This is a genomic window from Micromonospora sp. WMMC250, assembly GCF_027460215.1.
Classification (GTDB): Bacteria; Actinomycetota; Actinomycetes; order Mycobacteriales; family Micromonosporaceae; genus Micromonospora; species Micromonospora taraxaci.
Genome location: NZ_JAPZBJ010000002.1, coordinates 4,646,016 through 4,671,204, shown reverse-complemented (window position 1 = coordinate 4,671,204; position 25,189 = coordinate 4,646,016). Strand labels below are relative to the sequence as shown.

General features: G+C 71.1%; 26 protein-coding genes. 18 read left to right on the top strand and 8 right to left on the bottom strand.

Going from position 1 to position 25,189, the window contains the following annotated elements:
• Positions 1 to 2: 2 nt before the first annotated feature.
• Genes O3438_RS20930 through O3438_RS20915 form a run of 4 tightly spaced genes read right to left on the bottom strand, consistent with a single transcriptional unit; the run spans position 3 to position 2,662 of the window.
• Positions 3 to 740, bottom strand: coding sequence for an ABC transporter permease (locus O3438_RS20930; protein WP_269681528.1), 738 nt, complete (start codon positions 738 to 740; stop codon positions 3 to 5).
• Between the two features lie 10 nt (positions 741 to 750).
• Positions 751 to 1,713 (bottom strand): ABC transporter ATP-binding protein, encoded by a 963-nt coding sequence (locus O3438_RS20925; RefSeq protein WP_269681527.1) that lies wholly within the window; start codon positions 1,711 to 1,713, stop codon positions 751 to 753.
• Positions 1,710 to 2,021, bottom strand: a complete 312-nt coding sequence (locus tag O3438_RS20920) for a transcriptional regulator (protein WP_269681526.1) — start codon at positions 2,019 to 2,021, stop codon at positions 1,710 to 1,712. The genes O3438_RS20925 and O3438_RS20920 overlap by 4 nt, the downstream gene beginning before the upstream one ends.
• A complete protein-coding gene (locus tag O3438_RS20915) occupies positions 2,018 to 2,662 on the bottom strand; it encodes a transporter (protein ID WP_269681525.1) in 645 nt (214 codons plus the stop codon). Before O3438_RS20915 ends, O3438_RS20920 begins: the two co-directional genes overlap by 4 nt.
• 135 nt (positions 2,663 to 2,797) lie before the next feature.
• Here O3438_RS20915 and O3438_RS20910 point away from each other — a divergent pair, with 135 nt between their 5' ends.
• The 4 genes from O3438_RS20910 to O3438_RS20895 are packed head-to-tail and all read left to right on the top strand — an operon-like array spanning position 2,798 to position 5,231.
• Complete coding sequence (locus O3438_RS20910; RefSeq protein WP_269681524.1) at positions 2,798 to 3,217, top strand: WXG100 family type VII secretion target; 420 nt, start codon at positions 2,798 to 2,800, stop codon at positions 3,215 to 3,217.
• Positions 3,214 to 4,140, top strand: a complete 927-nt coding sequence (locus O3438_RS20905) for a WXG100 family type VII secretion target (protein ID WP_088986783.1) — start codon at positions 3,214 to 3,216, stop codon at positions 4,138 to 4,140. Before O3438_RS20910 ends, O3438_RS20905 begins: the two co-directional genes overlap by 4 nt.
• Positions 4,141 to 4,150: 10 nt before the next feature.
• Positions 4,151 to 4,624, top strand: a complete 474-nt coding sequence (locus tag O3438_RS20900) for a YbaB/EbfC family nucleoid-associated protein (RefSeq protein ID WP_269681523.1) — start codon at positions 4,151 to 4,153, stop codon at positions 4,622 to 4,624.
• Between the two features lie 4 nt (positions 4,625 to 4,628).
• Positions 4,629 to 5,231, top strand: coding sequence for a hypothetical protein (locus O3438_RS20895; protein WP_269681522.1), 603 nt, complete (start codon positions 4,629 to 4,631; stop codon positions 5,229 to 5,231).
• Positions 5,232 to 5,373: 142 nt separating this feature from the next.
• Here O3438_RS20895 and O3438_RS20890 read toward each other — a convergent pair whose 3' ends face one another.
• Entirely contained in the window at positions 5,374 to 7,590 is a 2,217-nt protein-coding gene (locus O3438_RS20890) for a HelD family protein (RefSeq protein ID WP_269681521.1), read from the bottom strand.
• An 891-nt stretch (positions 7,591 to 8,481) separates the two neighbouring features.
• On the bottom strand, positions 8,482 to 9,732 hold the full coding sequence (locus tag O3438_RS20885) for an HNH endonuclease signature motif containing protein (protein WP_269681520.1): 1,251 nt from the start codon (positions 9,730 to 9,732) through the stop codon (positions 8,482 to 8,484).
• A gap of 486 nt (positions 9,733 to 10,218) precedes the next feature.
• Here O3438_RS20885 and O3438_RS20880 point away from each other — a divergent pair, with 486 nt between their 5' ends.
• The 3 genes from O3438_RS20880 to O3438_RS20870 are packed head-to-tail and all read left to right on the top strand — an operon-like array spanning position 10,219 to position 13,015.
• Positions 10,219 to 10,803, top strand: coding sequence for a winged helix-turn-helix domain-containing protein (locus O3438_RS20880; protein WP_269681519.1), 585 nt, complete (start codon positions 10,219 to 10,221; stop codon positions 10,801 to 10,803).
• A gap of 41 nt (positions 10,804 to 10,844) precedes the next feature.
• Positions 10,845 to 12,212, top strand: coding sequence for an MFS transporter (locus tag O3438_RS20875; RefSeq protein ID WP_269681518.1), 1,368 nt, complete (start codon positions 10,845 to 10,847; stop codon positions 12,210 to 12,212).
• Positions 12,164 to 13,015: a menaquinone biosynthetic enzyme MqnA/MqnD family protein gene (locus O3438_RS20870; protein WP_269681517.1), complete on the top strand. Its 852-nt coding sequence runs from the start codon at positions 12,164 to 12,166 to the stop codon at positions 13,013 to 13,015. Before O3438_RS20875 ends, O3438_RS20870 begins: the two co-directional genes overlap by 49 nt.
• A 20-nt stretch (positions 13,016 to 13,035) precedes the next feature.
• On the opposite strand, the gene O3438_RS20865 is transcribed toward O3438_RS20870, so the two are convergent.
• Positions 13,036 to 13,998, bottom strand: coding sequence for a hypothetical protein (locus tag O3438_RS20865; RefSeq protein WP_269681516.1), 963 nt, complete (start codon positions 13,996 to 13,998; stop codon positions 13,036 to 13,038).
• Entirely contained in the window at positions 13,998 to 14,987 is a 990-nt protein-coding gene (locus tag O3438_RS20860; RefSeq protein ID WP_269681515.1) for a hypothetical protein, read from the bottom strand. Before O3438_RS20860 ends, O3438_RS20865 begins: the two co-directional genes overlap by 1 nt.
• Positions 14,988 to 15,355: 368 nt before the next feature.
• Between O3438_RS20860 and paaA the strand changes: the two genes are divergently transcribed.
• The 11 genes from paaA to O3438_RS20805 all read left to right on the top strand — a co-directional run bounded on the left by paaA (position 15,356) and on the right by O3438_RS20805 (position 25,103).
• Positions 15,356 to 16,435, top strand: coding sequence for a 1,2-phenylacetyl-CoA epoxidase subunit PaaA (gene paaA / locus O3438_RS20855; protein WP_269681514.1), 1,080 nt, complete (start codon positions 15,356 to 15,358; stop codon positions 16,433 to 16,435).
• Positions 16,432 to 16,752, top strand: a complete 321-nt coding sequence (gene paaB / locus O3438_RS20850; protein WP_269681513.1) for a 1,2-phenylacetyl-CoA epoxidase subunit PaaB — start codon at positions 16,432 to 16,434, stop codon at positions 16,750 to 16,752. The genes paaA and paaB overlap by 4 nt, the downstream gene beginning before the upstream one ends.
• Positions 16,749 to 17,510: a 1,2-phenylacetyl-CoA epoxidase subunit PaaC gene (paaC, locus tag O3438_RS20845; RefSeq protein ID WP_269681512.1), complete on the top strand. Its 762-nt coding sequence runs from the start codon at positions 16,749 to 16,751 to the stop codon at positions 17,508 to 17,510. The genes paaB and paaC overlap by 4 nt, the downstream gene beginning before the upstream one ends.
• Complete coding sequence (paaD, locus tag O3438_RS20840; RefSeq protein WP_269681511.1) at positions 17,504 to 17,983, top strand: 1,2-phenylacetyl-CoA epoxidase subunit PaaD; 480 nt, start codon at positions 17,504 to 17,506, stop codon at positions 17,981 to 17,983. Before paaC ends, paaD begins: the two co-directional genes overlap by 7 nt.
• Positions 17,980 to 19,089: a 1,2-phenylacetyl-CoA epoxidase subunit PaaE gene (gene paaE, locus O3438_RS20835; protein WP_269681510.1), complete on the top strand. Its 1,110-nt coding sequence runs from the start codon at positions 17,980 to 17,982 to the stop codon at positions 19,087 to 19,089. The genes paaD and paaE overlap by 4 nt, the downstream gene beginning before the upstream one ends.
• Positions 19,086 to 19,481 (top strand): hypothetical protein, encoded by a 396-nt coding sequence (locus O3438_RS20830; RefSeq protein ID WP_269681509.1) that lies wholly within the window; start codon positions 19,086 to 19,088, stop codon positions 19,479 to 19,481. The genes paaE and O3438_RS20830 overlap by 4 nt, the downstream gene beginning before the upstream one ends.
• Before the next feature lie 78 nt (positions 19,482 to 19,559).
• Positions 19,560 to 20,750, top strand: a complete 1,191-nt coding sequence (gene mqnC, locus O3438_RS20825) for a cyclic dehypoxanthinyl futalosine synthase (RefSeq protein WP_269681508.1) — start codon at positions 19,560 to 19,562, stop codon at positions 20,748 to 20,750.
• Positions 20,751 to 21,177: 427 nt separating this feature from the next.
• Entirely contained in the window at positions 21,178 to 22,434 is a 1,257-nt protein-coding gene (locus O3438_RS20820; RefSeq protein ID WP_269681507.1) for a cell wall anchor protein, read from the top strand.
• Between the two features lie 203 nt (positions 22,435 to 22,637).
• Entirely contained in the window at positions 22,638 to 23,372 is a 735-nt protein-coding gene (locus O3438_RS20815) for a demethylmenaquinone methyltransferase (RefSeq protein WP_269681506.1), read from the top strand.
• Between the two features lie 89 nt (positions 23,373 to 23,461).
• Positions 23,462 to 23,686 (top strand): hypothetical protein, encoded by a 225-nt coding sequence (locus O3438_RS20810; RefSeq protein ID WP_269681505.1) that lies wholly within the window; start codon positions 23,462 to 23,464, stop codon positions 23,684 to 23,686.
• Between the two features lie 139 nt (positions 23,687 to 23,825).
• On the top strand, positions 23,826 to 25,103 hold the full coding sequence (locus tag O3438_RS20805) for a geranylgeranyl reductase family protein (RefSeq protein WP_088986766.1): 1,278 nt from the start codon (positions 23,826 to 23,828) through the stop codon (positions 25,101 to 25,103).
• Positions 25,104 to 25,189 lie beyond the last annotated feature (86 nt).

Here is a 25,189-nt window from a genome sequence, read left to right as displayed (position 1 = left end):
CGTCAGCTGAACCGGCGACCCTCGTCCCGCCGGTACGCCCAGCCGGCGAGCGTGGCGAGCAGCACCACCCAGACACCGAGCATGACCAGCGCCAGTGGTTGAACGCGGTAGTCACTGACCGCCGCCCACATCAGCTCTGCCGCTCCCCGGGTGGGCAGGAACGGGGCGATCGTCTCGATGAACCCGGGCGCGTCGCCCGGCGCGGACAGCAGCCCGCCGCCGAACGCGAGCGGCAGGAAGACGATCTGCGCGACGACGATCGCCGCCTTGCTCGGCAGCGAGTAGCCGATGGCCAGGCCCATCAGCGTGAACGGCACCGAGATCACGGCCACGGTGCCCACGGCCAGCAGAAACGCCGACGGGGTGGCCTCGGCCGCGGTCAGCGTCGCGCCGATCACGACGACCGGGATCAGCGAGAGGTACGTCAGTGCCAGGCCGGCCAGGACGCGGCCCGCGAACCGGGGTGCCGGGCCGGCCGGCAGGGTCCGGGTGTACGGATTCCACGGCTGGTCGCGGTCCTCGGCGACGCCGACGCCGTACTGGAAGATGTTGGCGCTCATCACCGAGAAGGTGACCATCGACGCGGTGGCGAGGGTGGCGCCGACCGAGTCGTCACCGGCGAACGGCACCACGAAGAAGATCATGGCTGCGGCCGGGAAGAAGGCGCTCCCGACGATCGCCACCGGAATCCGGATGATCTCCAGGAGTTGGTATCGGGCGTGGACCAGGGCGAGCTGCACGGCGGCCTCCTCAGACGGTGGTGGGTCGGCCGCCGGGAACGGCGGTGGCGGGTCGGTCCTCGGCGGTGGCGGGTCGGTCCTCCGCGGTGCTCTGCTCCGGGGTGGACCCGTCCCCGCTCGTGATGGCGAGGAACGCCTCCTCCAGCGAGGTCGGTCGTACCTCCAGGTCGGTGAAGTCAGTCCCGGCCGTGACGAGCGCTCGGACCAGTTCGTCGGCGTCGGTGGTGAGCAGGTGGAGCCGGCCGTCGATCCGTTCGGTGCGCACGATCCCGGGCAGGTCGGGCAGGTGGTCGGCGACGAGACTGACCCGGCGTACGCCGACGATGCCCCGTACCGCGTCCACAGTGTCGTCGGCGAGCACCCGGCCCTGCCCGATCACCACCACCCGGTGGGCCAGCGCCTCCACCTCCTCCAGGTAGTGGCTGCTCAGCAGCACGGTGCCGCCGTCGGAGTGGAACGCGCGGATCGCCTCCCACAGGGTGTGCCGGGCGGACACGTCCAGGCCGGTGGTCGGCTCGTCGAGGAGCACCAACCGGGGGCGGCCGACGAACGCCAATGCCACCGCCAGTCGACGGCGCTGCCCCCCGGAGAGCCCGCCGGTCTGCCGTCGGAGGAGGTCGCCCAGGCCGAACCGGTCGAGCAGTTCGCCGCGGGGCACCGGGTCCGGGTAGTGCGCGGAGACGAAGTCGACGACCTCGCCGACACGCAGCGTGCCCGGCAGGCCGGTCTCCTGTGGGGTGACCCCGACGTGTCGCCGGCTCGCCGGGTCGCGGGGGTCGCCACCGAACAGTTCGACCCGCCCCGAGCTGGGGCGACGCAGACCGACGAGCAGGTTCATCAGCGTGCTCTTGCCGGCGCCGTTCGGCCCGAGGAGGCCGACCAGCTCACCGGCCCGGACGTCGAGGTCGACTCGGTCGAGGGCGAGGACGTCGCCGTACCGGCGGCTGGCCTGGTCGGCGCGGGCGAGGGTCATGGTTGCTCCTTCGACGGGATGGGGTCGAGCAGGGCGCGGATCGCTTCGGTGTACTCCTCGAATGCCAGCCGGCCTCGTCGGCTGAGCCCGACCAGGGTTGCCGGGGTGCGTCCACGATGGGTCTTGCTGATCTCCACGTAGCCGGCGTCCTCCAGCTTGCGCAGGTGCACCGAGAGGTTGCCGGCGGTCATCCCGAGCAGATCCTGCAGGCGTGGGAACGCGATCTTGTCGCCGACGTTGAGGGCGGAGAGGCTGGCCACCACCCGCAGTCGGGCCTGGGCGTGGATGACCGGGTCCAGTTCGGTCACGGCTGCTGTCGCTGTCGCTGTTGCCGCCGGGCCAGCGCGCCGGCCACCAGCATTCCGCCGCCGCCGGCCACCGAGACGACGAGTGCGTGCCAGCCGGGCCCGGCGAACACGCCGACCAGGTTGATCACACTGATCCAGACGCCCAGCCGGAACAGGTCGCGGTCCAGCCAGATCGCCCCGCCGGCCATGTGCAACGCGCCGGTCAGCCCGACTGCCGTCGCCGACCAGAGCAGCGCCGCCAGGTCGTGCGGCAGGTGCTCGGAGACCTGGCCGAGCCCCGCGTAGACGCTCACCGGACCGAGGGCCCAGGCGCACCCGTACCAGCGACCGCGCCGCGCGGACTCTCCGCTCACCTGGCCGTAGGCCCGGACGCTGGCCACCGCCTGGACCGCCGCCGCGGCCAGGAGCAGTGCGAAGAGAACGGTCAGCGGTAGCCAGCTCGGCAGCGGGAGCAACTCTTTCCCGCCGGGGGAGAACCGCAGGAAGAAGAGCCCGAAGCCGACCAACCAGGCGACTCCCCAGGGCCAGTAGAGCAGGCGGACGTCGGGGTCGAGTCGACGCGCTGTCGCGGACCGCTGGTCCTGGATCAGTCGCAGGGCCGCAGCCGCGTCGGTGGGTGGAAGATCGTCGTCTAGGTCCACGCAAACTAGTTTACGGAACAAAGTCCAGTCTCGGTGACCCTGACGTCACGGGCGGGGTCACCGATTGCGGCGAGCAGTGCCTATGGTGGGGAGTCGTGGCGGCTGATCCGTCGCACAGGACACAGGGGAGGGTCCGTGTCGAGCCCGAGCAGAGAGCTGGAGGTCCAGCCGGAGGCGCTGACGGCGTTCGCCAAGGCGTCCACCGACCGGGCGGCGCGCTTTCGCGAGCTGCACCGCTCGTTCGGGGAGGGGCACGTGCCCCGGCACGCGTTCGGGGTGATGCCGGCGTCGTTCAGCCTCGCGGCGGCGTACGCCGAGCAGTTCGAGGCGTGCCTGCAAGGGCTGGCCGACGGCGCCGAGGTGATGGCGGACATCGCCGAAGGGCTCGACGACACAGCTGGCGCCTACACCGGCACCGACGTGGCCAACACCGACATGTTCGTGCCCGGTCGCCCGGCCGCTCCCGACGTCATCGCGCCCGGCCCCCTGTCACCCGCCCCCTGGTCTCCGGGCACCTCGTCCCCCGGCGGCACCACCGGGTCGGTGCCGGCATGAGCACCGAGGCGTTGACGCGGAACAAGACCTACTTCGAGCAGATCGTGTCCGGCACCCCCGACCCGTTCAAGCCGCTGTCCAACGCGGTGCTCTGGCCGTTCGAGCAACTCCTCGAACTCGTCGCGGGCGAGCCCGACGACCTGATGCGCGCCGCTCAGCTCTGCCTCGACACCGGCGCGGCGGTGCGCGAGATCGCCGGTGAACAGATCCAGCACCGGGCTCGCCTACGGGGCGCCTGGTCGGGTGATGCCGCCGAGAGCTTCCACGCCTCGATGGAGTCGGTGGAGGAGGCCATCGAGGAACTGGCGAAGGGGTTGGACGGCACCAAGGAGGTGCTGGTCGACGCCGCCAACGCCGCGGTCGACGCGTTCAACCTGCTGGTCGAGCTGATCCTCGAGTTCCTGCTCTGGTTCCTCACCGAGGTGATCATCGCGGCGGTGGCGGCGGCGCTGAGCGCCGGCATCTCTCTCGCGGCGACTGTGGTCCGGGTGCTGGCGCGACTCGCCACCACCGTCGGTCGGATGGTCAAGATCGTCGCTCGGTTCGCCGAGATCCTGACGAAGCTGGCCGCCAAGATGCAGAAGGTCGCCGAGCTGCTGATGAAGTACCGTCGCGCGGTCCTGGAGATCCGCAAGGCGAAGAAGGCGTACCGGGCGTGGAACAAGTCCGGGTGGACGGCCGAGGCCAGGGCGTTCCAGATCGAGAAGTTCAAGACGCTCTTCCCGGGCAAGTTCCTGATCAACCAGGCGTCTCCGGTCAACATCCCCGGCCTCGGTGGCGCCCTTCTGGACACCGGCGTCGGCATGCACGACATCTCCGACGGCACGAAGGACCGCAACTACCTGGTGGACGGCACGTACCGCGAGGACCTGGGCCCCTACACCAAGGGCGTGCAGAATGTCTTCGACTCCATCCTGACCTGAGGGGACCGACATGACCTTTCCCGGTCTGGACCGTATCGAGGCGTTGGCCCGCAACCTGGACAGCTGGCAACGCGAGCTGGCCGGCAAGATGACCGAGCTGGAAGACAGCAGCGCCGAGGGCATGAGCGACTCCGGCCTGGTCCGGGTCACCGCCGCGGCGGACGGCACGATCGTCTCGACCGAGGTGAACGCCCGGGCGATGCGCCTCGACTCGTACACCCTGGCCGAGGAGTTCACCGCCGCCGCCAAGCGCGCCCAGGAGGCAGCCGCCGCCCGGGTCCGCGAACTGGTCGGTGAGGTGATGGCCGACGCTCCCGGCGGCGGTGGGGTGAGGGCCGACGCTCCCGGCGGCGGTGGGGTGATGGCCGACGCTCCCGGCGGCGGTGGGGTGAGGGCCGACGCTCCCGTCGGCGGCCGACCGGCCGAGGCACGTCGGCCCGCCGCCGGCGGCCAGCTGCCCGACGACCGTCCTGATTGGTACTGAGCCCGTGAGCTACGAGGAACGTCTGAGCCAGCTCGTCGAGTCGGGCGAACGTGTGCTCGCCTTCGCCAAGACCGAGATCGCCCAGGGTGCCCGGCCGGCAGAGATGCCAGCTCCCGAAAGCCCGGAGTCGTCCGGCAGCGGTCGTGGTGGTGTCATCTCCAGCGTGCTGCTCAACGTGATCTCGCCGCTGATCTCCTTCCCGGCGGGGGACCGGCTCGTCGACCGCGTCGTCTACGGGATCGCTGGTCGGGGTGCGCCGGGCTCGGCCGCGTCCGCCCTGCAACACGCCCGACGTCCGGTGCCCCCCGCGACCACGACCGAGGACACCATCCTCGCCGTCACCGACCGGCGGCTGCTGGTGTGCGCCTCCGGGCCGATGAAGCTCTGGTCCAGCCAGGCCGACGACGAGAAGGCGGCAGCCGAGACCCGGGTGGTCTGGTCGGCGCCCCGAGCCGCAGTGGCCAGCGCCCGGGTGGGCTGGCACCGGCTCAACCCCAAGCGGCTCCGGATCGAGTTCACCGACGGTTCCTGGTTGGCGTTCATCGTGCCCATCGCCGAGCCCGGCAAGCCACTGCGCGACATCGCCGCAGCCCTCACCGACCGCTGACGCCCGCCGGCGCACCGGCCCGCACCGGTTACCCGCCGGACCAGTGCCGCCCGCCGGGTCAGTGCCGCCCGCCCCGGTCAATGCTGCCCGCCGGGTCAGCGCCGCCCGCCGGGTCGGTGCCGCGTTGCGTGCTGCGCTGTGGTCAGTGCTGCGCGGTCGACAGCGGCGCGGGCAGCGGCTCGTGGTGCAGCACCGCCAACCGGGACACCGCACGGGTCAGCACCACGTACAGCCGGTGTAGCCCGCGCGGTTCGGCCGCGACGATCGCGGCCGGCTCGACCACCACCACGTGGTCGTACTCCAGGCCCTTGACCAGCGTCGCGGGCACCACGGTGACCCGCTCCGCGGCCGACACGTCGTCGGCGGTCGCGGTCTCGACGCCGGCATCGGCCAGCGCCGCGCGCAGCCCGTCGACAGCGTCGTCCGCCGCGATCACGCCCACCGAACCGTCGTGGTCGAGCGCCGCGCGCACCTCCGCCACCGTCGCCGCTGTCAGGTCGGTCACGGTACGCACGGCCAGACCGCCGTCGTGCCGCAGCGACTCGGCGGCGGGTACGTCCACAGCGAGCGCCGGTAGGAGCAGGTTCGCGAACGCGACCACTGCGGCGGGCACCCGGAAGCCGATCGTCAACGGGACCACCACAGCGTCCGGTTTGCCGAGATGGGCGAGCGTTTCCTTCCAGTCGGTGGCCGCCCACGGCGCGGTGCCCTGCGCGAGGTCACCGAGGAGGGTGATCGAACCGTGCTCGCTGCGGCGGGCAATGGCCCGACACTGCATGGGAGAGAGGTCCTGTGCTTCGTCCACCACCACATGCCCGAACCCGGAGGGCCGTTCGAGCAGCCCGGTCGCCTCGTCGATCAACACCGTGTCGGCCGCGGTCCAGCGGGTCGCCTTCGGGGTCCGCGCCGGCTTCTCCCACCGGAGCAGGGCCTGCTCGGCGTCGTCGAGCAGGCCGTCCGCTGCCGCGGCGAGTCGTGCCGGGTCGGAGAGCAGGCCGTGCACCAGCCCCTCCGGGGTGAGCGCCGGCCACACCGCGTCCAGGAAGTCGGTGACCGGCCGGCAACGGCCCATCCGCCGCAACCAGGCATCACTCGGCGACTCGGCCCGGCGGGCCTCGGCCTGCCGTTGCAGCAGGCTCACCACCCGGGCCCGAACCCGTTCCCGGCCGGTGCTGTACGGCAGCCCCTCCCGGCGGGTCTCCTCGACGATCCGGTGCAACGGCTCCAACCCGATCCGCCACCGGAACGAGCCGTCCGAAACGGTGATCGACTCGGTCGGCGTACCGATCTGCGCCCGAACCGCACGCTGTAGCACGCTCGCCATGCGTACGTCATGCTTCAGCGCGGCGACCGTCGGCGCCTCGACCGCCCGCACCGGCACCCGGGAGATCAGCTCCTCCACTGTGGCCTGCTCGACCTCGACCTCGCCGAGTGCCGGCAACACAGCCGCGATGTACGACAGGAACGCCCGATTCGGCCCAACGATCAGCACTCCCGCCCGCCGCAACCGCTCCCGGTGCAGATAGAGCAGGTACGCGGCCCGGTGCAGCCCGACCGCCGTTTTCCCGGTGCCCGGCGCGCCCTGCACACAGATCGAGTCGGCCAAATCGGCCCGAACCAGCTCGTCCTGCTCCGGCTGGATGGTGGCGACGATGTCCCGCATCGGGCCGACGCGCGGCCGCTCAATCTCATCGGTGAGGATTCGACTGGTCGTACCGAGTTCCTCGCCCCGATCCAGCCGCTCATCCTCGAAGCTGGTCAGCACCCCGTTGCTGAACCCGAACCGCCGCCGAACCGCCACCCCCTGCGGATCCCGTGCGCTGGCCCGGTAGAACGACCGGGAGACCGGCGCCCGCCAGTCCAGCACCAACGGCTCGCCGCGCTCGTCGGTGACGTGCCGGCGGCCCACGTGGTACCGGCGGCCTTCATGATCGCCGTTGATGCTGGTCGCGTCGGCGGTCGTGTTGCCGGTGGTTGCGGTGCTGGTGGTTGCGGTGCCGTCGGTCGTGTCGCTGGTGGTCGTGTCGCTGGTGGCCGCGCCGCCGGTGGTTGCGCTGCCGGTTGCCTGAGTGGCTGTGGCGTCGCTGTCGGTGGCCTCGGGACTCACCGTTCCCGCGAAGTCGAGGCGACCGAAGAAGAGTGGTGTGGTGGGGTCGTCCGCCAGCTCGGCCACCCGGCGAGCCAGGGTCCGTCCGAGCGTCTCGGCCGCGTAGGCATCGCCGGCAACCTGGTCGCCGCCGGCGAAGAGAGCCTCCGCCCGCTCCCGCATCCGACGTAGCGCAGCCCGCGAGGTTGCGAGGTGAGCGCGTTCGGCGGACAGATCCGTGTCGAGGTGGGTGTCGAGGTCAAGTGCGGGCATGCTGACGTCCCATCGTTCACATCTGCTGCGCGCTCGCGTGTCCGGGGGCGGATGGCCGGCCTCCCGGCGCGAAGACGTCCGTTCCGGTGCAGCTCACCTCGGCCGTCAAGCGGCCTGCAACCCTACGCTCCCGCGGCGGTTCCTTCCACCGAATTACCCACACGACCACCCATACGAGATGGCGTGTCGCCGCGTGCAGCAATGCGGGGATGCCGGGTGCGGTGATGTGCGTGGTGCGTCTGGAGGTTGGGTGGGCTGTGCGTGCACGGTTGTGGCAGGCGGCTGGCAGGCGTGCGCGGACGGGCTCGGGCGCACGGGCGGGCCGGCGGGCCGGGGGCCGGCGCGGACGGTAAGTGCGGGTGGCTCGCAGGCGTGCGTGGACGGGCTCGGGCGGGCCGGCGGGGACGGTAAGTGCGGGTGGCTCGCAGGCGTGCGTGGACGGGCTCGGGCGGGCCGGCGGGGACGGTAAGTGCGGGCGGCTCGCAGGCGTGCGCGGACGGGCTCGGGTGCACGGGCCGGCCGGCGGCCCGGCGGGCGTGCGCGGACCAGCGCGGGCGGGCGACTGGCGGCGTGCGCGGACGGGCGCAGGCGGGCAGCTGGCCTGCGCGGATGGGCCTACGGATGGGTGCGGGCGCATCGGCGGGCGGGTCGGGTTCGGGCGGGGCCGCGGGCGGACGGGGCGGCCGCGCCGACGCCGTGGCACGGGCGCGGTGGCATAGGCGCGGTGGCATGGGCGCGGAGGCAGGGGCTGCACGGACGCGCGACCGCGGGCATGGGCGCGCCGGTGCGCTGGTGTCCCCGGGATCGGGGTCGGGGAGTGTGCCCGGTGCCCGGTGCCCGGTGCCCGGTGCCCGGTGCCCGGTGGCGGTGGCGGTGGCGTGTTTGCCGATATCAGCAGCGTCGGTGGTAGACGTTGCGTCGTGGCGTGCGCAGGGGGTCGAGCCAGCTGGGCGGGAGGAAGTCAGGTCGGCCGTCTGGCGCCATGCGGGTCGTCCAGTCTCCGCGATGAATCAGCCGGTGGTGGTAGCCGCAGAGCAGCACAGCGTTGCCCAGTGCTGTCTCACCACCGTCGGCCCAGTGCCGCACGTGGTGACCATCGCACCATCGGGACGGCCGATCGCAGCCAGGGAAGGCGCAACCGCCGTCGCGCAGCACCAGCGCGCGGCGCAACGGGCCGTTGAAGAGGCGACGCTGGCGTCCGACGTCCAGGACCTGACTGTTGCCGCCCAGCACCGCGGGCAGCACGCCCGCGTCGCAGGCGAGACGCCGGATCGCGCCGGGCGTGAGAGGTTCTCCGGTCTCCAGGGTGCCGGCGCGTACGCCGTTGACCAGCTCGTCCAACGAGACGGTCACCACGAGCTGCGGCCGGTCGCCGCCGTTGTCCGGCAGTTCGCCGGTGCGTAGCGCGAGCCGGCAGACCTCGCCTAGTGCGTCCGCTCGCCGCTGACCGGGGCTGCGGTCGTCGTGCTCACCGGCCGGAGCGCAGAGCGGATCGATCGCCTCTCGCAGCAGGCTCGCGGTTTCGGTGTCGAGGTTGCCGCTGAGGCGTACCTCCCCGTTTTGCTGTTCCGAGAGCGTGACGTGCCGGCGGGCCTCGGCGCGCTCGGTGGCCCGCTTGAGAGCGGCCAGCTCAGCCTTGTCGGCCAAGTCCGGTGCGACATGCGTGAGGACGCGTTCCCCGAGCCGGCTCAGGACCGTCGGATCGAAGCGGTCGGCCCAGTCGACCAGCAGTTGGGTGGCCTTGTCTGCCACCTCCGGGCCGGCCTCCGGTGGAAGCGCGGCGATGGTTTCCGCCACCACTCGCCCCTGCTCGACGGACATCGCGCCGGTGAAGAGCGCGTCGCGCACTGCCGGTGGCGCGGCGTCGATGGTGCTGGCGAGTTGGACCAGTTGGCGGGCGGAACGGCTGGTGAGGCGGAGCCGCTCTCGCAGCCAGATGGCGGTGGACGAGGCGCCTTGGGCGGTTGCCAGACCACGGCTGTCCAACTCACGCACCAGGCCGAGCTGGACGGCGGCAAGCCGCTGCGCCAACACGTGCGCCCTGTCGAGAGAAGCGAGCAACTCGCTGTCGGAGAGCGCCCAGAGTGAAGCTTGGGAACAGTCGTCGACGGCATCATCCGCCTGCGCTAACGCCCTCAACATGAAGAGAGAATAGAACATACGTACGACACGCTTGATGCGTGTTGATCAATGCTCGGTCAACGCGTTGCCGAGTCGTCGGAGGCTGCCGGAGCCTGGCGAGGCGGCAGGGCTCGCGGCGGGCGAGGCGCGGGGCGGGACGGTCGGACGTGACGGGCGCCGTCGGCAGGCTGGGGCGCAGCAATGCCCGCGCTGCCCGCGCTGCCCGCGCTGCCCGCTCTGCCCGCCCGCGCTGCCCGCGCTGCCCGCTCTGCCCGCCCGCGCTGCCCGCGCTGCCCGCGCTGCCCGCGCTGCTCGCGCTGCCTGCGCTGCTCGCCCGCGTTGCTCGCCCGCGCTGCCCGCGCTGCCCGCCCATCTCCCCGCTCGCCCATCCATGCGGCGGCCCTCGTCGCGCTCGCGGCCCAGGCCCCTCACGAAGCTGGGTGACAGCCGAGGTTGGTCGGAGCGGGGATGTTGGCGGGTCACCGTGCCGGCCGGGATCATGGGGCCATGACCGATGCTCGCCCCGATTCGCGTCGGATGACGATCAGTGACCCGCAGGTGATGCGGGCGATGGCTCATCCGGCCCGGATCGCGATCATGGAGTACCTGAACAGCCGCGAGAGCGGCGGGACTGCCACCGAGTGTGCCGAGATCGTCGGGCTGTCGCCGAGCGCTACCAGTTATCACCTGCGGGCGTTGGCGAAGTTCGGTCTGGTCGAGCAGGCGCCGAGCCGTGGGGATGCGCGCGAGCGGCTGTGGCGGGTGCCGAATTCGAGTGTGTTGGTGGAGGCCGGTCGTGATGCCGGGCCTGAGGCCCGTGCGGCGGAGCAGGCGCTGGTGGAGGCGCATGCGGTCCGGGGCATGGAGCGGACCCGGGACTGGTTGCGTCGCGCCGGGGACGAGCCTGCGGAGTGGTACGACACGGCGCTGTTCACCGACACGTTGCTGCTGCTGACCGCTGAGGAGTTGAGCGGGCTGAACGACGCGGTCATGGCGCTGCTTCGCCCGTATCAGGCGCGGCGGCGTCAGGCCGACCCGCCGTCGGGAGCGCGTTCGGTCGCTGTGCAGTACCGGACGGTGCCGCTGGCGTGACACCCCTTGCGTGGCCAGTTGTGAAGGATTATTTTCGAAGTATGTCCTTCACAACTGGTTCGTCGCGCTGGCCGGACGTCTGGCTCGCCGCCACCGCGCGTGGCACCACGATCTGCGGCGACTTCCTCGCCGCCACCGCGCTCGCGCTGGCGTTGCAGGGTGCCGGTGCGGGAGGACTTGCCGTCTCGGGGCTCCTGCTCGCGGCCACACTGCCTCTGGTGGTGCTCGCCCCGCTCACCGGTCGACTCGTCGACCGGGTGGACAGCCGTGCGCTGCTGGTGACCGTCGGCCTGGCGCAGGCGGTGATCTGCACGCTGCTCGCCGTCGCCGAGCACCCGATAGTGGTCGTGGGTCTCGTCGCGCTACTCGCCTGCGGGCTCGCCGTGACCCAGCCCTGCCTGGCCGCGCTGTTGCCGGCGATGGTCCGCCCCGCTGACCTGCCCCGGGCCAGTGCGATCAGCCAGAACGCGGTCTCCATCGGCGCGCTCGGCGGGCCGGTGCTGGCCGGCCTGCTGGTGGGGCAGTTCGGCACCCGCGTACCCCTGCTTCTCGATGCCGTTACCTACCTGGCACTGGTGGTCGCGGGTCTGCTGCTGCGGACCCGGCGCGGCGGCCGCCAACCCTCCGCCGCAGCGCCGGGGCCCGCGCGCGGAGAAGACCACCGGGGTACGGACCTGGGCTGGCGGCTGCGCCGTGATCCGCTGATGCTGGTCATGGTGGTGAGTACCGCGGTGGTGATCGCGGCGATCGGCGGCATCAACGTGATCGAGGTCTTCTTCATCCGGGAGACGCTGGGCGGTTCGGCGACCACCTACGGCCTGGTGGGCGCGGCCTGGATGGCCGGCATGCTGCCCGGTAGCTGGCTCGCCGCACGACTCGCCCGCCGGTTCGACGACGACGCGGCCCTCACCCGTGGGGTGTTGGCGAGCCTGGCCGTGTGCAGCCTGCTGGTGCTGCTCGCCGCAGGGGTGCCGACGGCCGGCCTGCTGGTGCCGCTCTGGCTGGTGGCCGGCGCGGCGAACGGCGGCGAGAACGTCTTCGCCAACCTGCTCATCAGCCGCCGGGTGCCGGAGGCGATGCGGGGTCGCGCCTACGCCAGCTATGGCGCTGCGGTGCAGGGCGGCTCGATGGCGGGCTATCTGGTCGGTGGTGTGCTGCTCACGGCTGTCTCGCCCCGCCCACTGATCGCCGGGGCGGGCCTGGCCGGTCTCCTGGTGGTGTCGGCCTTCGCGCCCGTCGTCGCCCGCGCGGTACGACGGCCGTCGTCGGGCGAGGCCGACGGACGACACCATGGTGCGGGGTTGGCCACTCCGAGCCGGCCCGCCGAGCCGGAACCGGAGGCCGGGGATACGGTCGGGTCATGGCTGAGCGCATCGCACGCCCGCGGGTCGGGCACATCCAGTTCCTGAACTGCCTGCCGATCTACTGGGGTCTGATGCGCTCCGGTGCACTGCTCGACGTCGACCTGCACAAGGATTCGCCGGACCGGCTGAGCGCGGCGCTGGTCGCCGGTGACCTCGACATCGGCCCGATCACGCTGCTGGAGTACCTGCGGCACGCCGACGAGCTGCTGCTCCTGCCGGATCTTGCGGTGGGCAGTGACGGGCCGGTGCTCTCGGTCAACATGGTCTCCACCCGACCCCTGGGCGAGCTGGACGGCGCTCGGGTGGCGCTCGGCTCGACCTCGCGGACCGGGGTGATGACGGCGCAGCTGCTGCTCGCCGAGCAGTACGGCGTCCGACCCGACTACTTCCGCTGCCCGCCGGACCTGACCCAGATGCTGCTGGAGGCCGACGCCGCGGTGCTGATCGGGGACGTGGCGTTGCGGGCGTACTACGAGGCGCCGCAGCGCGGCCTCACCGTCACCGACCTCGGGCAGGCGTGGCGGGAGTGGACGGGGCTGCCGATGGTCTTCGCGGTCTGGGCGGTCCGCCGCGACTTCGCCGCCGCCCACCCGGGCATGGTCAAGGAGGTGCATGAGGCGTTCCTGCGTTCGCGGGACCTCTGCCTGGCCGAGTTGGACCAGGTCGCCGAGGCGGCGGCCCGCTGGGAGGCGTTCGACGCGGCGACGCTTGCCACGTACTTCCGGGCCCTGGACTTCTCCCTCGGTGACCGTCAGGTCGCGGGCCTGCGGGAGTGGGCCCGGCGGGCCACCGCGATCGGCGAGGCCCCGGCGCTACCGGACGGCGGCCCGGAGTTCTTCGCCGGCTGACCGACAGCCGGAATCGCGGCTCAGACGCCGGGGCGCAGCAACGCCTCGGTGATCTTCTCGCAGTTCTTCATGCCGTAGTCGTAGCCCAGGTCGATCGGGTACCTGACCATCACGCCCATCGTCCAGGTGTCGCCGATCGCCAGGCAGTTGATGTGCATCTCCTGCTCCTTGGTCCGGTCGATCCACCCGTTCTTGATGGCGATCTGCTTCTGCTCGGCGGCCGGGAAGGCCTTGCGGATGCCGAAGTCACCGGCGCCGCGCACCAGCTTCATCTCGTTGAGCAGCCACTTGGTCCACTTCGGCCCGGCGGCGGTGCCGGTGGCGATGCAGTTGCCCAGTCGGGCGGTGTCCCGGGGGGAAAGTGCCGTCCGGGACCAGCCCTTGTCGGGGGCGACGCTGCTGTCGGTCAGCTTGCACATGGAGATCAGCCGCTTGATCGAGGCGTCCCGGCCGACCTGGTTATAGAACTGCTCGGCCCTGGTGTTGTCGCTGTCGCGGATGATCCGCGTCGCGTCGGCGAGCTTCGCGTCGCTCGGCGTCTGCCCGGCGTCGGCTGTCCGTCGTAGGTAGTCGGCGACGATCCAAGACTTGATCAACGAGGCGGTCGTGCTGGTCTCACCCATGTTCTTGGAACCGATGATCTGCCCGGTCCGCCGGTCCAGCACGCTCCAGGAATACCAACCCTGGATGTCCAGGTCGAGGTTCTTGGCCACGAACGGCAGCGGCTCCAGCGAGGGGCTGGGGCTCGGTGACGGTGGGGCCGGCTGGCGGGCGCTGCGGTCGGTGGCCGAACCCGTGGACCGGTCGCTGGGCGACGTGCCGGCGTCGCCCCACTTGGCGGCGGCAGCCGACTCGAACGGCGACCCGGGCAGCAGCCGCAGCGAGACCAGTACCAACCCGATCAGGATGACCGCGATGGCGACCAGTCGAAGTGGGGACGCGTCAGCGCCCGGACGCCGACCGGACCGACGATTGCCGGCCATCAGAGCTTCCCGACCGGCTGCTGCGGCACCTTGAGCGCGGCACCGGGCTGCGGGGTGACCAACTGGGTGGCCACGCTCGCGCAGACCTTCGCGCCGTAGTCCAGACCGCTCCTGATCGGGTAACGCAGCATCACCGCGAGGCTCCACTTGTCGTTGACGGCCAGGCAGTTGACGTGCCAGTTGCCGTCATAGTTGATCGGGGTCCAGCCGTTCTTGATGCTGACCGGGCCCTGGGCGGTGATCGACTTGGGGAGCCCGTCGATGATGCCCCAGCGCCCGCCGCCCGAGGTGGGCCGCTGGTCCTTCGTCGCGGTGGTGCCTCTGACCTTGGCCATCTGGTCCAGCACCCACTTGGTCCACTTCGGGCCGGCAGCCCGACCGTCGGCGATGCAGTCGCCGACCCGGGCCGCGTCACGGGGCGACATCCGAGTGAAGCTCCACCAGCCCTCGTACTTCGGAACGTTGCCGCGCTTCGTGTCGGTCAGCCCGCAGATCTTGATGGCTCGCTGCATCACCGGACCGATCTGACCGTTCGGCAGCACCCGGTAGGAGCCGCCCGCAGCGACGTAGACCTTGTTCGCCGCGGTGTCGTTGCTGTCGATGATGGCGACCCGGGCCGCCTCTTTCAGCGCCGCCGTCGGCTCCCTGTCGCCGAGCTGCCGCAGATAGTCGGAGACGATCCACGCCTTGATCATCGACTCGGTGGAGCTGGTCGCTGTCATGTTCGGTGACCCGGAGATCTTGCCCGTCTTTCGGTCCAGCAGGGCCCAGGAGAAGAAGTCACCGTTGAAGCTCACCGACACCGGGCCGGCCGCCAGCGTGGGCGGTGGCGGTGGGGCGGGCGCGGGCGCGGCGACGGTCGAGGCGGCGCCGCCTCCGCCTCCGCTGCTGTCGCCGTCGGAGAGCCGGGCGTACGCGGCGGGGACCAGGAGGACGCCGCCGAGCAGGACCGCCGCTATGGCGAGCACCATGGTCACGCGGGATCGCATGAGTGGGTGAGCTCCAGGTGTCAGGGCCGGGGGGACCGGCTGTTGTCTGGGGATCGGCTGATCACCGAGGCCGGGGGAGGTGGCCTCTGTCGTTCGTGGCAATCGTCTGAAGCCGATCGGTGTGACGGCGAAAGTCTACGTCCGCTTGCCGGACGCGCCAGGTCTCGACACTAGGCAACCTGCGATAAAGGCGGGATATGGGACCGCTATGCGCCTATTGCGGGGATTCATCTTTGTTCAGTGGCCTAAGTCACGGCGCAATTAGCAGGGCGAGGTGACGTAAAGCGTCCATTCCGTTACGGATGGGACCCCCGGATTCCTGTTACACCCCCTGGCGCATCGTGGTGCTAGCTGTAACACTTAGCCTCATGTATGGCAACGACTTCTCCGCCCCGGACGGCGCCCCGGACGAGGGGCCCGGCAGCGGCCTGCTGGGCGAGGTCGAGGCGGCCGAGGCCGAGCTGCGCGCCGCGGCGGCACGCGGTCGGCGCGGCGGCCCCACCCCCGACGACGACCTCGCCGCGTACTTCGCCGAGGTCGTCGACGCGGAGCAGAAGATCGAGCCCCGGGACTGGATGCCCGACGCGTACCGGCGGACGTTGATCCGGCAGATCGCCCAGCACGCCCACTCCGAGATCATCGGAATGCAGCCGGAGGGCAACTGGATCAGCCGTGCCCCGTCGCTCAAGCGCAAGGCCATCCTGCTGGCCAAGGTGCAGGACGAGGCAGGCCACGGCCTCTACCTCTACGCCGCCGCCGAGACCCTCGGCATCAGCCGCGACGAGTTGGTTCGACTGCTGCTCGACGGTAAGCAGAAATACAGCTCGATCTTCAACTACCCCACCCTGAGCTGGGCCGACGTGGGCGCGATCGGGTGGCTGGTGGACGGCGCGGCGATCGTCAACCAGGTGCCGCTGTGCCGCTGCTCGTACGGCCCGTACGCCCGCGCGATGATCCGGGTCTGCAAGGAGGAGTCCTTCCACCAGCGACAGGGCTACGAGATCCTGCACACCCTGGCGCACGGCACCCCGGGGCAGCAGGCGATGGCCCAGGAGGCGGTGGACCGTTGGTGGTACCCGTCGCTGGCCATGTTCGGCCCGCCGGACGGCGACTCCACCCACTCCGCCCAGTCGATGGCCTGGAAGATCAAGCGTTTCTCCAACGACGAGCTGCGGCAGCGTTTCGTCGACATGTGCGTGCAGCAGGCGGAGATCCTCGGGCTCCGTATCCCCGACGCGGACCTGCGGTGGAACGAGGAGCGGCAGGCGTACGACTACACCCAGCCGGACTACGACGAGCTGATGCGGGTCATCTCCGGCGACGGGCCGTGCAACAGGGAACGGATCGCCCACCGCCGGGCCGCGCACGCCGACGGCGCATGGGTACGCGAGGCCGCCGCGGCGTACGCCGCGAAGCGGGCGGGACAGAAGGAGAGGGTCGCCGCGTGAGCGAGCGCAGCGAGCAAGCCGAGCAATCCGGCGTGACGAGTCATTCGCCTCTGTGGGAGGTCTTCGTGCGGGCCCGACGCGGGCTGTCGCACACCCACGTCGGCAGCCTGCACGCCCCCGACGCCGAGCTGGCCCTGCGTAACGCCCGGGACCTCTACACCCGCCGCCAGGAGGGTGTCTCGATCTGGGTGGTGCCGGCCAGCGCGATCACCGCGTCCAGCCCGGACGAGAAGGACGCCTTCTTCGACCCGGCCGCCGACAAGGTCTACCGCCATCCCACCTTCTACGAGGTGCCGGACGGGGTGGCTCACCTGTGAGCGAGCGGAGCGAGCGAACCAGCCAGCTCAGCAGCGGCAAGCCGTTCGACTTCACACTCGCGCTCGCCGACGACGCGTTGATCGCGGCGCAGCGGCTGGCCGAGTGGACCACCCGCGCGCCGGAGATGGAAGAGGACATCGCGCTGGCCAACATCGCCCTCGACCAGCTCGGCGCGGCCCGACTGCTGTTGTCGTACGCGGGTGAGTTGGAGGGCGCGGGCCGTGACGAGGACGCCCTGGCGTACCTGCGCGACGACCGTGAGTTCCGCAACGCGCTGCTGGTCGAGCTGCCCAACGGCGACTTCGCGGTGACGATGGCGAAGCTGTTCTTCCTGGCGGCGTACCAGTTGCCGCTGTACGCCGCTCTGGTCGACTGCGCGGACGAGCGGTTGGCCGCGATCGGCGCGAAGGCGCGCAAGGAGTCGGCGTACCACCTGGACCATGGCGCGCTGTGGGTGAAGCGCCTCGGCGACGGCACCGAGGAGTCGCACCGTCGGATGCAGGCGGCGGTCGACCAGGTGTGGCCGTACACCCATGAGCTGTTCGTCGCGGACCCGGCGGCGCCGGTCGACCCAGCCACAGTACGGCCGGCGTTCGACGAGACCGTCGGTGCGGTCCTGGCCGAGGCGACGCTCACCCGGCCGGAGAGCGGCTGGGCGCCGGGCGGTGGACGAACAGGTGTGCACACCGAACACCTGGCCTACCTGCTCGCCGAGATGCAGGTGCTGCACCGCGCCCATCCCGGGGCGCAGTGGTGAACCCCAGGGCGGCGGCCGCGTCGGTGGTGGACCCGGAGATCCGGGTCATCACCATCGACGAGTTGGGCATCCTGCGGGCCGTCGAGGAGGATCCGGCCAGTGGGCGGGTCACCGTCACCATCACCCCGACCTACACCGGCTGCCCGGCGATGGACGTCATCCGGGCCGACATCCGCCGTGCGCTCGCGGTGGCGGGTCACCCGGAGGCCGAGATCCGTACCGTCTTCAGCCCGCCGTGGAGCACCGACTGGATCTCCGCGGAGGGGCGGGCGAAGCTCGCCGCCGCCGGGATCGCACCCCCGGCCCCGGTGACGCCGGCCGCCGGCGTCGTGGCGCTGACCCTCGCGGTCCGCTGCCCGCGGTGCGGCTCACCGGAGACCGAGCAGGTCAGCCGGTTCGGGTCCACCGCGTGCAAGGCACTGTGGCGATGCCGTTCCTGCTCCGAACCCTTCGACCACCTGAAGGCGCTGTGACTGTCACCATCACCCGCCCGGTCCGCCGACGGCCGGTCTTCCACAGGTTGTCGGTCGCCGCCGTCGACCGGCTCACCGACGACTCCGTGGCGGTGAGCTTCGCCGTACCCGAGGAATTGCGGGAGACCTTCGCGTTCCGCGCGGGCCAGCACCTCACCGTCCGTCGCGTGGCCGAGGACGGCACCGACGTGCGCCGGTCGTATTCGATCTGCTCGACCCCCGACGACCTGGCCCGGCGCGGCCGGTTGCGGATCGGGGTGCGGGAGGTTCCCGGCGGGGCGTTCTCGGCGTTCGCCTGCGGGGCGCTGCGCAGCGGCGACACCGTCGAGGTGCTGCCGCCGCTGGGCACGTTCACCACCGCGTTCGCACCGGACCGGGTGCGCCACTACGGCGCTGTCGTCGCCGGCTCCGGCATCACGCCGGTGCTCGGGCTGGTCGCGACCGCCCTGGCCGTCGAGCCGGCCAGCACCTTCACACTGGTGTACGGCAACCGCACGGCGAACACGGTGATGTTCGCCGAGGAGTTGGCCGACCTGAAGGACCGCTATCCCGCGCGGCTGCACCTGGTGCACGTGCTGTCCCGGGAGCAGGGCGAGTCTCCGCTGCTCTCCGGTCGGATCGACGCGGAGCGGTTGGGTCGGTTGCTCGGCAGCATCGTGCCCGGCGACCTGATCGAGGAGTGGTTCCTCTGCGGCCCGTACGGCATGGTGGTCGACGTCCGGGACGTGCTGACCGGTCGAGGGCTGCCCGAGTCGGCGGTGCACACCGAACTGTTCCATGTCGACGCGCCGCCGGAGCCGGTCCGCCGTCCCGTCGACCAGGTCGGCGCCGGCGCCGAGGTGACGATCGTGCTGGACGGGCGGTCGTCCAGTTTCACGATGGGTCGCGAGGAGCGGGTGCTGGACGCCGCGCTGAAGGTGCGCGGCGAGCTGCCGTACGCCTGCAAGGGTGGCGTCTGCTCGACCTGCAAGGCGAAGGTAGTGGACGGCGCTGTCACGATGGCCCGCAACTACGCGCTGGAGCCGGACGAGCTGGCCGCCGGGTACGTACTCACCTGCCAGTCCAGCCCGACCACCGACAAGCTCGTGGTGGACTACGACGCATGACCGACGACCGGCAGTTCGTGGAACGGTTCGCCGAGGTGACCGGGGGGCGGCGTCCGACCGGCCTCGTGGAGGGGTGGGAGCAGGTCGTCGAGTTCTGCGAGGAGGGCTACCACGACAACCTCGACGAGTACTGGTTCGACCTCAGCATCCGGCACACCATCGAGAGGATGCTGACCGACGAACGGTTGCTCGGCTTCCCGCAGATGGGGTGGGTCCGGGAGCGGGTCGAGGCGGCGGACGAGCGGTTCCGGGCGGTGCTCTCCGAGCAGCGGATGCCGGCGCGGCGTGAGGTGCCGTGGTGGGAGGCGTACGTGCCGGCGTGGGCGGGCCCGGTGCTCGCCGCCGAGCTGCGGGACACCTACGACATCCGCATCGAGGTGCGCGAGAGTTGACCGGTTGGGGCTGTGGGACGTGCCGCACCTCGACGGGGCCAGGCGGTCGAGTCGGGTGAGGCGACGTAGGCTCGGACTGTGACGGTGAGCCGGGAGATCGACGACATCCTGCAACGCGGTGCGGACGGCGGGCGGATCACGCCCGAGGAGGCGTTGCTGCTCTACACCGAGGCGCCCTTCCACGCGTTGGGCGAGGCGGCGGACGCGGTGCGCCGGCGGCGCTACCCGGACAACGTCGTCACCTACCTGATCGACCGCAACATCAACTACACGAACGTCTGCGTGACGGCGTGCAAGTTCTGCGCGTTCTACCGCGCGCCCAAGCACTCCGAGGGGTGGACCCACCCGACCGAGGAGATCCTTCGCCGGTGCGGCGAGGCGGTCGAGTTGGGCGCGACCCAGGTGATGCTCCAGGGCGGGCACCACCCGGACTACGGCGTGGAGTACTACGAGGAGTTGTTCTCCTCGGTCAAGCAGGCCTACCCGCAGTTGGTCATCCACTCGATCGGCCCAAGCGAGATCCTGCACATGGCGAAGGTGTCCGGGGTGAGCCTGGACGAGGCCATCGCCCGGATCAAGACCGCCGGCCTGGACTCGATCGCCGGCGCCGGTGCGGAGATGCTGCCCGAGCGGCCGCGGAAGGCCATCGCGCCGCTCAAGGAGTCGGGCGAGCGCTGGCTGGAGGTCATGGAGCTGGCCCACCGGCAGGGCATCGAGTCGACCGCCACCATGATGATGGGCACCGGCGAGACGCACGCCGAGCGGATCGAGCACCTGCGCATGATCCGGGACGTGCAGGACCGCACCCGTGGTTTCCGGTCCTTCATCCCGTGGACGTACCAGCCGGAGAACAACCACCTCAAGGGCCGCACCCAGGCGACCACTCTGGAATACCTGCGGCTGGTCGCGGCGGCCCGGCTCTTCTTCGAGACCGTTCCGCACCTGCAGGCGTCCTGGCTGACCACCGGCAAGGACGTCGGCCAGCTCGCGTTGCACATGGGCGTGGACGACCTCGGCTCGATCATGCTGGAGGAGAACGTCATCTCCTCCGCCGGGGCGCGGCACCGTTCCAACCTGCACGAGCTGATCGGCATGATCCGCTCGGCGGACCGGATCCCCGCGCAGCGGGACACCCTCTACAACCGGCTCGCCGTGCACCACACGCCGGCCGACGACCCGACCGACGAGCGGGTGGTTTCGCACTTCTCCTCGATCGCGTTGCCCGGCGGCGGCGCGGGCAGGTCCCTGCCGCTGGTCGAGGTCAACTGACGCCTGACGACGCCCGGCCGTTCGGCTGACCACCGCTCATGCTCCCGCCGGAACGCCCCGGCGGTACGGGTGGTCCCCGTCGCCGCTTCGTCAGGCTGCCCGGCGTGGGGGTGGTGGAGATGATCGCCGACGGCTAGCGTCGCCGCTCGTATCCATTGCCACCGCCGGTTGCCGAGATCGGTGTGATCGTGCTGGTGGCGGGTGGTCCGGCGGTCCTCGTCGTGGGTTCGTCCTCCATCGGCCCGTTGCGGGTCGTTCATATAACGCACGGCGGTACGGGCGGGATGGGTGACCATCCCGCCCGTACCGTCTGCGCAGGTCGGGCCGGACGGATGAATTCGCGTGCGCCCGCTGGCGTGGGAGATCGGCCTCCGATACCGTCCGCTCGTTCCGCAACCACTCTTTCTTCCCTACCCCCGGGGGACTGATGACAGCGTTCCACCGCTCGGCCCTGGCCCGCGCCGGTGTCGTGGCTCTGCTCGCGACCGGTGGCCTGGCCACCGTGGCCGCACCCGCGCAGGCCGCCGACCAGGCCGACCTGGCTCTGGTGCCGCTCAGCTACGAGCTGGCCAAGGGCGTCACGCAGGCCACGGCCAAGCCGTTCAAGTTCCGGGTCGACAACAGCCGGAGCACTGTCGCCGCCAAGGGCGTCAGCTACACCGCGGACACCAGCCTGTTGAAGAAGAACAAAATCGGCTTCGTGGTGCCCGACGGTTGCCAGACGAAGGGCAAGACGTTCACCTGCCAACTCGGCGATCTGCCGGCCGGCACCAGCGAGGATTTCGGCATCCCGCTGTTCTCCACCGGTGGTCGTGGCGACGCCGGCACGTTGGTGGTCACCATCAAGTCGACCACCGTCGACCCCAAGCGCGGCGACAACAAGGTCGAGCACGAGATCACCGTCGCCAAGCCCGGCTACGACCTGACCAGTTGGGTGCAGGACGTCCAGGCCAACGTCGTGGTGAACGGCGTCAAGGGCGACGATCCCAACCTGCGTCCGGTACGACGTGGCGAGACGGTGCCGCTGGACTGGGCGGTCTACAACGACGGCAGTCAGAAGGCGACGGGCGTCTTCTACGGCCTGACCCTGCCGGTGGGCGTCACCTTCGCCAAGAAGCCGCAGGGCTGCCTCGAGCAGGTGTTCCAGGGCAAGCAGCAACTGTTCTGCGAGGACGCCGGTGCGGTCGTGGAGCCGGGGGAGTACTACACCTCCGACGTCCGGGTGACAGTCGGCGACGACGTGACCGAGCCGGTGCTGCACGAGGGCGACCTCTTCGCGTACGGGCTGGACGGTGCCGCTGGGCAGCCCGAGGAGGAGCCGGAGGTGGCGAGCCAGGCGCAGCGCAAGGCGTTCACCGAGGTCGACGTGATGGACAACCACACCACCTTCGAGGCGTTCGTTGACCTGACCGCCTCGCCGTCGCCGACTCCCACGCCGACCGCCACGCCCACGGCGACGCCGACCGGTACGCCCACTCCGTCCGGTACGTCCACGCCGGGCACCACCACCTCGCCGGCTGCCGGCGGCGGTGGCGGCGGCGGGTTGCCGGTGACCGGTGTGCAGGCCGGCCTGATCGGTGGCATCGGCGCGCTCATCCTGCTCGCGGGCGGCGCCCTGCTGGTGCTCTCCCGCCGGCGCAAGGTCGTCCTGGTCGCCCCCGGCGACGAGAAGTCGACCGACTGACGAATCCGCTCCCAGGCCGCCTGGATGAGGGCGGCGGCAGGCTGGCACGACGCGAGGGCGGGGTGGGCGACCACCCCGCCCTTTCGCGCGCCTGGGGCACGGGCCACGCCGCCTTGCCCTCTCGCGTGCCCCGGCACGGGCCACGCCGCCTTGCCCTCTCGCGTGCCCCGGCGCGGGCCACGCCACCCTCCGAGCGTCGGTCGATGGACGGCTGGCAGAGTGGTGGGGTGAGCCGTAATCCGCAGGGCCAGCGCGCCAGCCTGGACAAGCAGCCGCACGAGGTCGCCGCGATGTTCGACGGCGTGGCCGAGCGCTACGACCTGACCAACACGGTGATTTCGCTGGGTCAGGACCGCTCCTGGCGCCGGTCCACCCGGGCGGCGCTCGGGTTGCGGCCGGGCGAGCGGGTGCTGGACGTGGGCGCCGGCACCGGCGTCTCGACCCGTGAGCTGGCCCAGTCGGGGGCGTACGCGGTCGGGGTCGATCTGTCGCTGGGCATGCTGTACGCCGGCAAGCGGGCCCGGCCCGAGGTGCCGCTGCTGGCCGGAGACGCGCTGCGGCTGCCGTTCGCCGACGGCAGCTTCGACGCGGTGACCATCTCCTTCGCGCTGCGCAACGTCAACGACACCGACGCGGCCCTGCGGGAGTTGGCACGGGTGACCCGGCCGGGTGGGCGGCTGACGGTGTGCGAGTTCAGCACCCCGGTCAACCCGGTCTTCCGGACCGTCTACCTGTCGTACCTGATGCGGTCGCTGCCGGCGGTCGCCCGTGCGGTGTCGAGCAATCCCGAGGCGTACGTCTACCTCGCCGAGTCGGTCCGGGCCTGGCCGGACCAGGCCGCACTGGCCGGGCGGGTCGCAGCGGCCGGGTGGGGACGGGTGGCGTGGCGCAACCTGACCGGTGGCGTGGTGGCTCTGCACCGGGGCGTCCGCGAGTAGTGGTTGACACCCGCACCGAACAGTGCGGACATTATTCAGGTTCCGTGAATATCGGTTTATAGTCCACTTTGCCCCGTACGCTGGATCGCATGACCGGAGCAGAGCCGGCGGGCCCGGTGGCCGCCACCGACGACGACGCGGCGGAACTCATCGCGCAGTTGCGTGCGTTGGCCGGCGCCGATCCGGTGGAGGTCCGGCAGGTCGTCGCCGAGGTGTTGGCGGCACTCGACCGGGCGGCGGGCGGAGCGCTCCGTGAGCATCTGCCGGAGACCATCCGGGTCGATGCGGGGCTGGACGCCCCCAGCCCGGCCTGACACCTGCCTGCTGTGGACGGTCATGGACTGTCACATCGGCGAGTTAGGTACCCCTGATCCTGCGCTGGTATGACGCCGGTCATACACTCGTCCCGTCTGGCTTGTGAAGCATTTCACGAGCGTGCGGGAGGAGGCGCGAATGACCGCGGTGGAACACGATGCCGATGTCATCGTCGTGGGCGCCGGTCCCGGTGGGTCAGCGACTGCGTACCACCTGGCCCGGCACGGCGTACGGGTGCTGTTGCTGGAGAAGACCGAGTTCCCGCGCGAGAAGGTCTGCGGCGACGGGTTGACCCCGCGCGCGGTGCGCCAGCTCATCCGGATGGGCGTGGACACCTCGCCCGAGGCGGGTTGGCTGCACAACCGCGGTCTGCGGGTCATCGGTGGCGGCGTGCGCCTCGAACTGGACTGGCCGGAGCTCGCCAGCTTCCCCAACTACGGCCTGGTGCGTACGAGGCTGGACTTCGACGACCTACTCGCCCAGCGGGCGGTGGCCGCCGGTGCGAAGCTGCGTACCAACGTGAACGTGCTGGGCCCGGTGCTCGACGGCGACGGCCGCGTCACCGGCGTCGAGGCGGAGGTCGGCCCGGGCAAGGAGCCCGCCACCTTCCACGCCCCGCTGGTCGTCGCGGCGGACGGGGTCTCCGGCCGGTTCCCGCTCGCGCTCGGGCTGGCCAAGCGGGAGGACCGGCCGATCGGCGTGGCCGTCCGCCGCTACTACCGCTCGCCGGCCAAGCACGAGGACAACTACCTCGAATCCTGGTTGGAGCTGCGCAGCAAGGACAGCGGCGACAACCTGCTGCCCGGCTACGGCTGGATCTTCGGCCTCGGTGACGGTCGGGTCAACGTCGGCCTCGGCGTGCTCAACTCGTCGTCCGCGTTCGGCAAGACCAACTACCGCCGGCTGCTCACCGACTGGCTCGCCAACACCCCGGAAGACTGGGGGATGACCGACGAGGCCAACGCCGACGGCCCGATCCTGGGCGCCGCGCTGCCGATGGGCTTCAACCGGGTGCCGCACTACACCCGTGGCGTGCTGCTGGTCGGTGACTCGGGCGGCATGGTCAACCCGTTCAACGGCGAAGGCATCGCGTACGCGATGGAGTCCGGTGAGCTGGCGGCGGAGGTCGTGGTCCAGGCTCTCGCGCGGCCGGCCGGTCCGGAGCGGGAGCGGGCGCTGATGGCGTACCCGAACGAGCTGAAGGCACGGCTCGGCGGCTACTACCGGCTGGGCGGCATCTTCGTGAAACTGATCGGCCGCCCGGAGATCATGCGCATCGCCACCAAACACGGCATGCCGCACCCGACGCTGATGCGTTTCGTGCTCAAGCTGTTGGCCAACCTGACCGATCCCCGTGGCGGGGACGCGATGGACCGGGTCATCAACGCGATGACGAAAGCCGCTCCCGCCGTGTAGCGCGAGGGGTGACCTTGCGGTCCAGCGGTCATCGATGACAGCGGGAACCGTATACGTAGGACGGCATCGGTGCTGGTCACGGCCCC

Bases quoted from the DNA above. Each gene is read 5' to 3' on its own strand.
- O3438_RS20865 (WP_269681516.1), bottom strand. From the start codon at position 13,998: ATGGCCGGCAATCGTCGGTCCGGTCGGCGTCCGGGCGCTGACGCGTCC.
- O3438_RS20805 (WP_088986766.1), top strand. From the start codon at position 23,826: ATGACCGCGGTGGAACACGATGCCGATGTCATCGTCGTGGGCGCCGGT.
- O3438_RS20830 (WP_269681509.1), top strand. From the start codon at position 19,086: ATGACCGACGACCGGCAGTTCGTGGAACGGTTCGCCGAGGTGACCGGG.
- O3438_RS20870 (WP_269681517.1), top strand. From the start codon at position 12,164: ATGGCTGAGCGCATCGCACGCCCGCGGGTCGGGCACATCCAGTTCCTG.
- O3438_RS20815 (WP_269681506.1), top strand. From the start codon at position 22,638: ATGGACGGCTGGCAGAGTGGTGGGGTGAGCCGTAATCCGCAGGGCCAG.
- O3438_RS20810 (WP_269681505.1), top strand. From the start codon at position 23,462: ATGACCGGAGCAGAGCCGGCGGGCCCGGTGGCCGCCACCGACGACGAC.
- O3438_RS20890 (WP_269681521.1), bottom strand. From the start codon at position 7,590: ATGCCCGCACTTGACCTCGACACCCACCTCGACACGGATCTGTCCGCC.
- O3438_RS20885 (WP_269681520.1), bottom strand. From the start codon at position 9,732: ATGTTGAGGGCGTTAGCGCAGGCGGATGATGCCGTCGACGACTGTTCC.
- O3438_RS20875 (WP_269681518.1), top strand. From the start codon at position 10,845: ATGTCCTTCACAACTGGTTCGTCGCGCTGGCCGGACGTCTGGCTCGCC.
- O3438_RS20820 (WP_269681507.1), top strand. From the start codon at position 21,178: ATGACAGCGTTCCACCGCTCGGCCCTGGCCCGCGCCGGTGTCGTGGCT.
- O3438_RS20900 (WP_269681523.1), top strand. From the start codon at position 4,151: ATGACCTTTCCCGGTCTGGACCGTATCGAGGCGTTGGCCCGCAACCTG.
- O3438_RS20880 (WP_269681519.1), top strand. From the start codon at position 10,219: ATGACCGATGCTCGCCCCGATTCGCGTCGGATGACGATCAGTGACCCG.
- O3438_RS20860 (WP_269681515.1), bottom strand. From the start codon at position 14,987: ATGCGATCCCGCGTGACCATGGTGCTCGCCATAGCGGCGGTCCTGCTC.
- paaA (WP_269681514.1), top strand. From the start codon at position 15,356: ATGTATGGCAACGACTTCTCCGCCCCGGACGGCGCCCCGGACGAGGGG.
- O3438_RS20925 (WP_269681527.1), bottom strand. From the start codon at position 1,713: ATGACCCTCGCCCGCGCCGACCAGGCCAGCCGCCGGTACGGCGACGTC.
- O3438_RS20905 (WP_088986783.1), top strand. From the start codon at position 3,214: ATGAGCACCGAGGCGTTGACGCGGAACAAGACCTACTTCGAGCAGATC.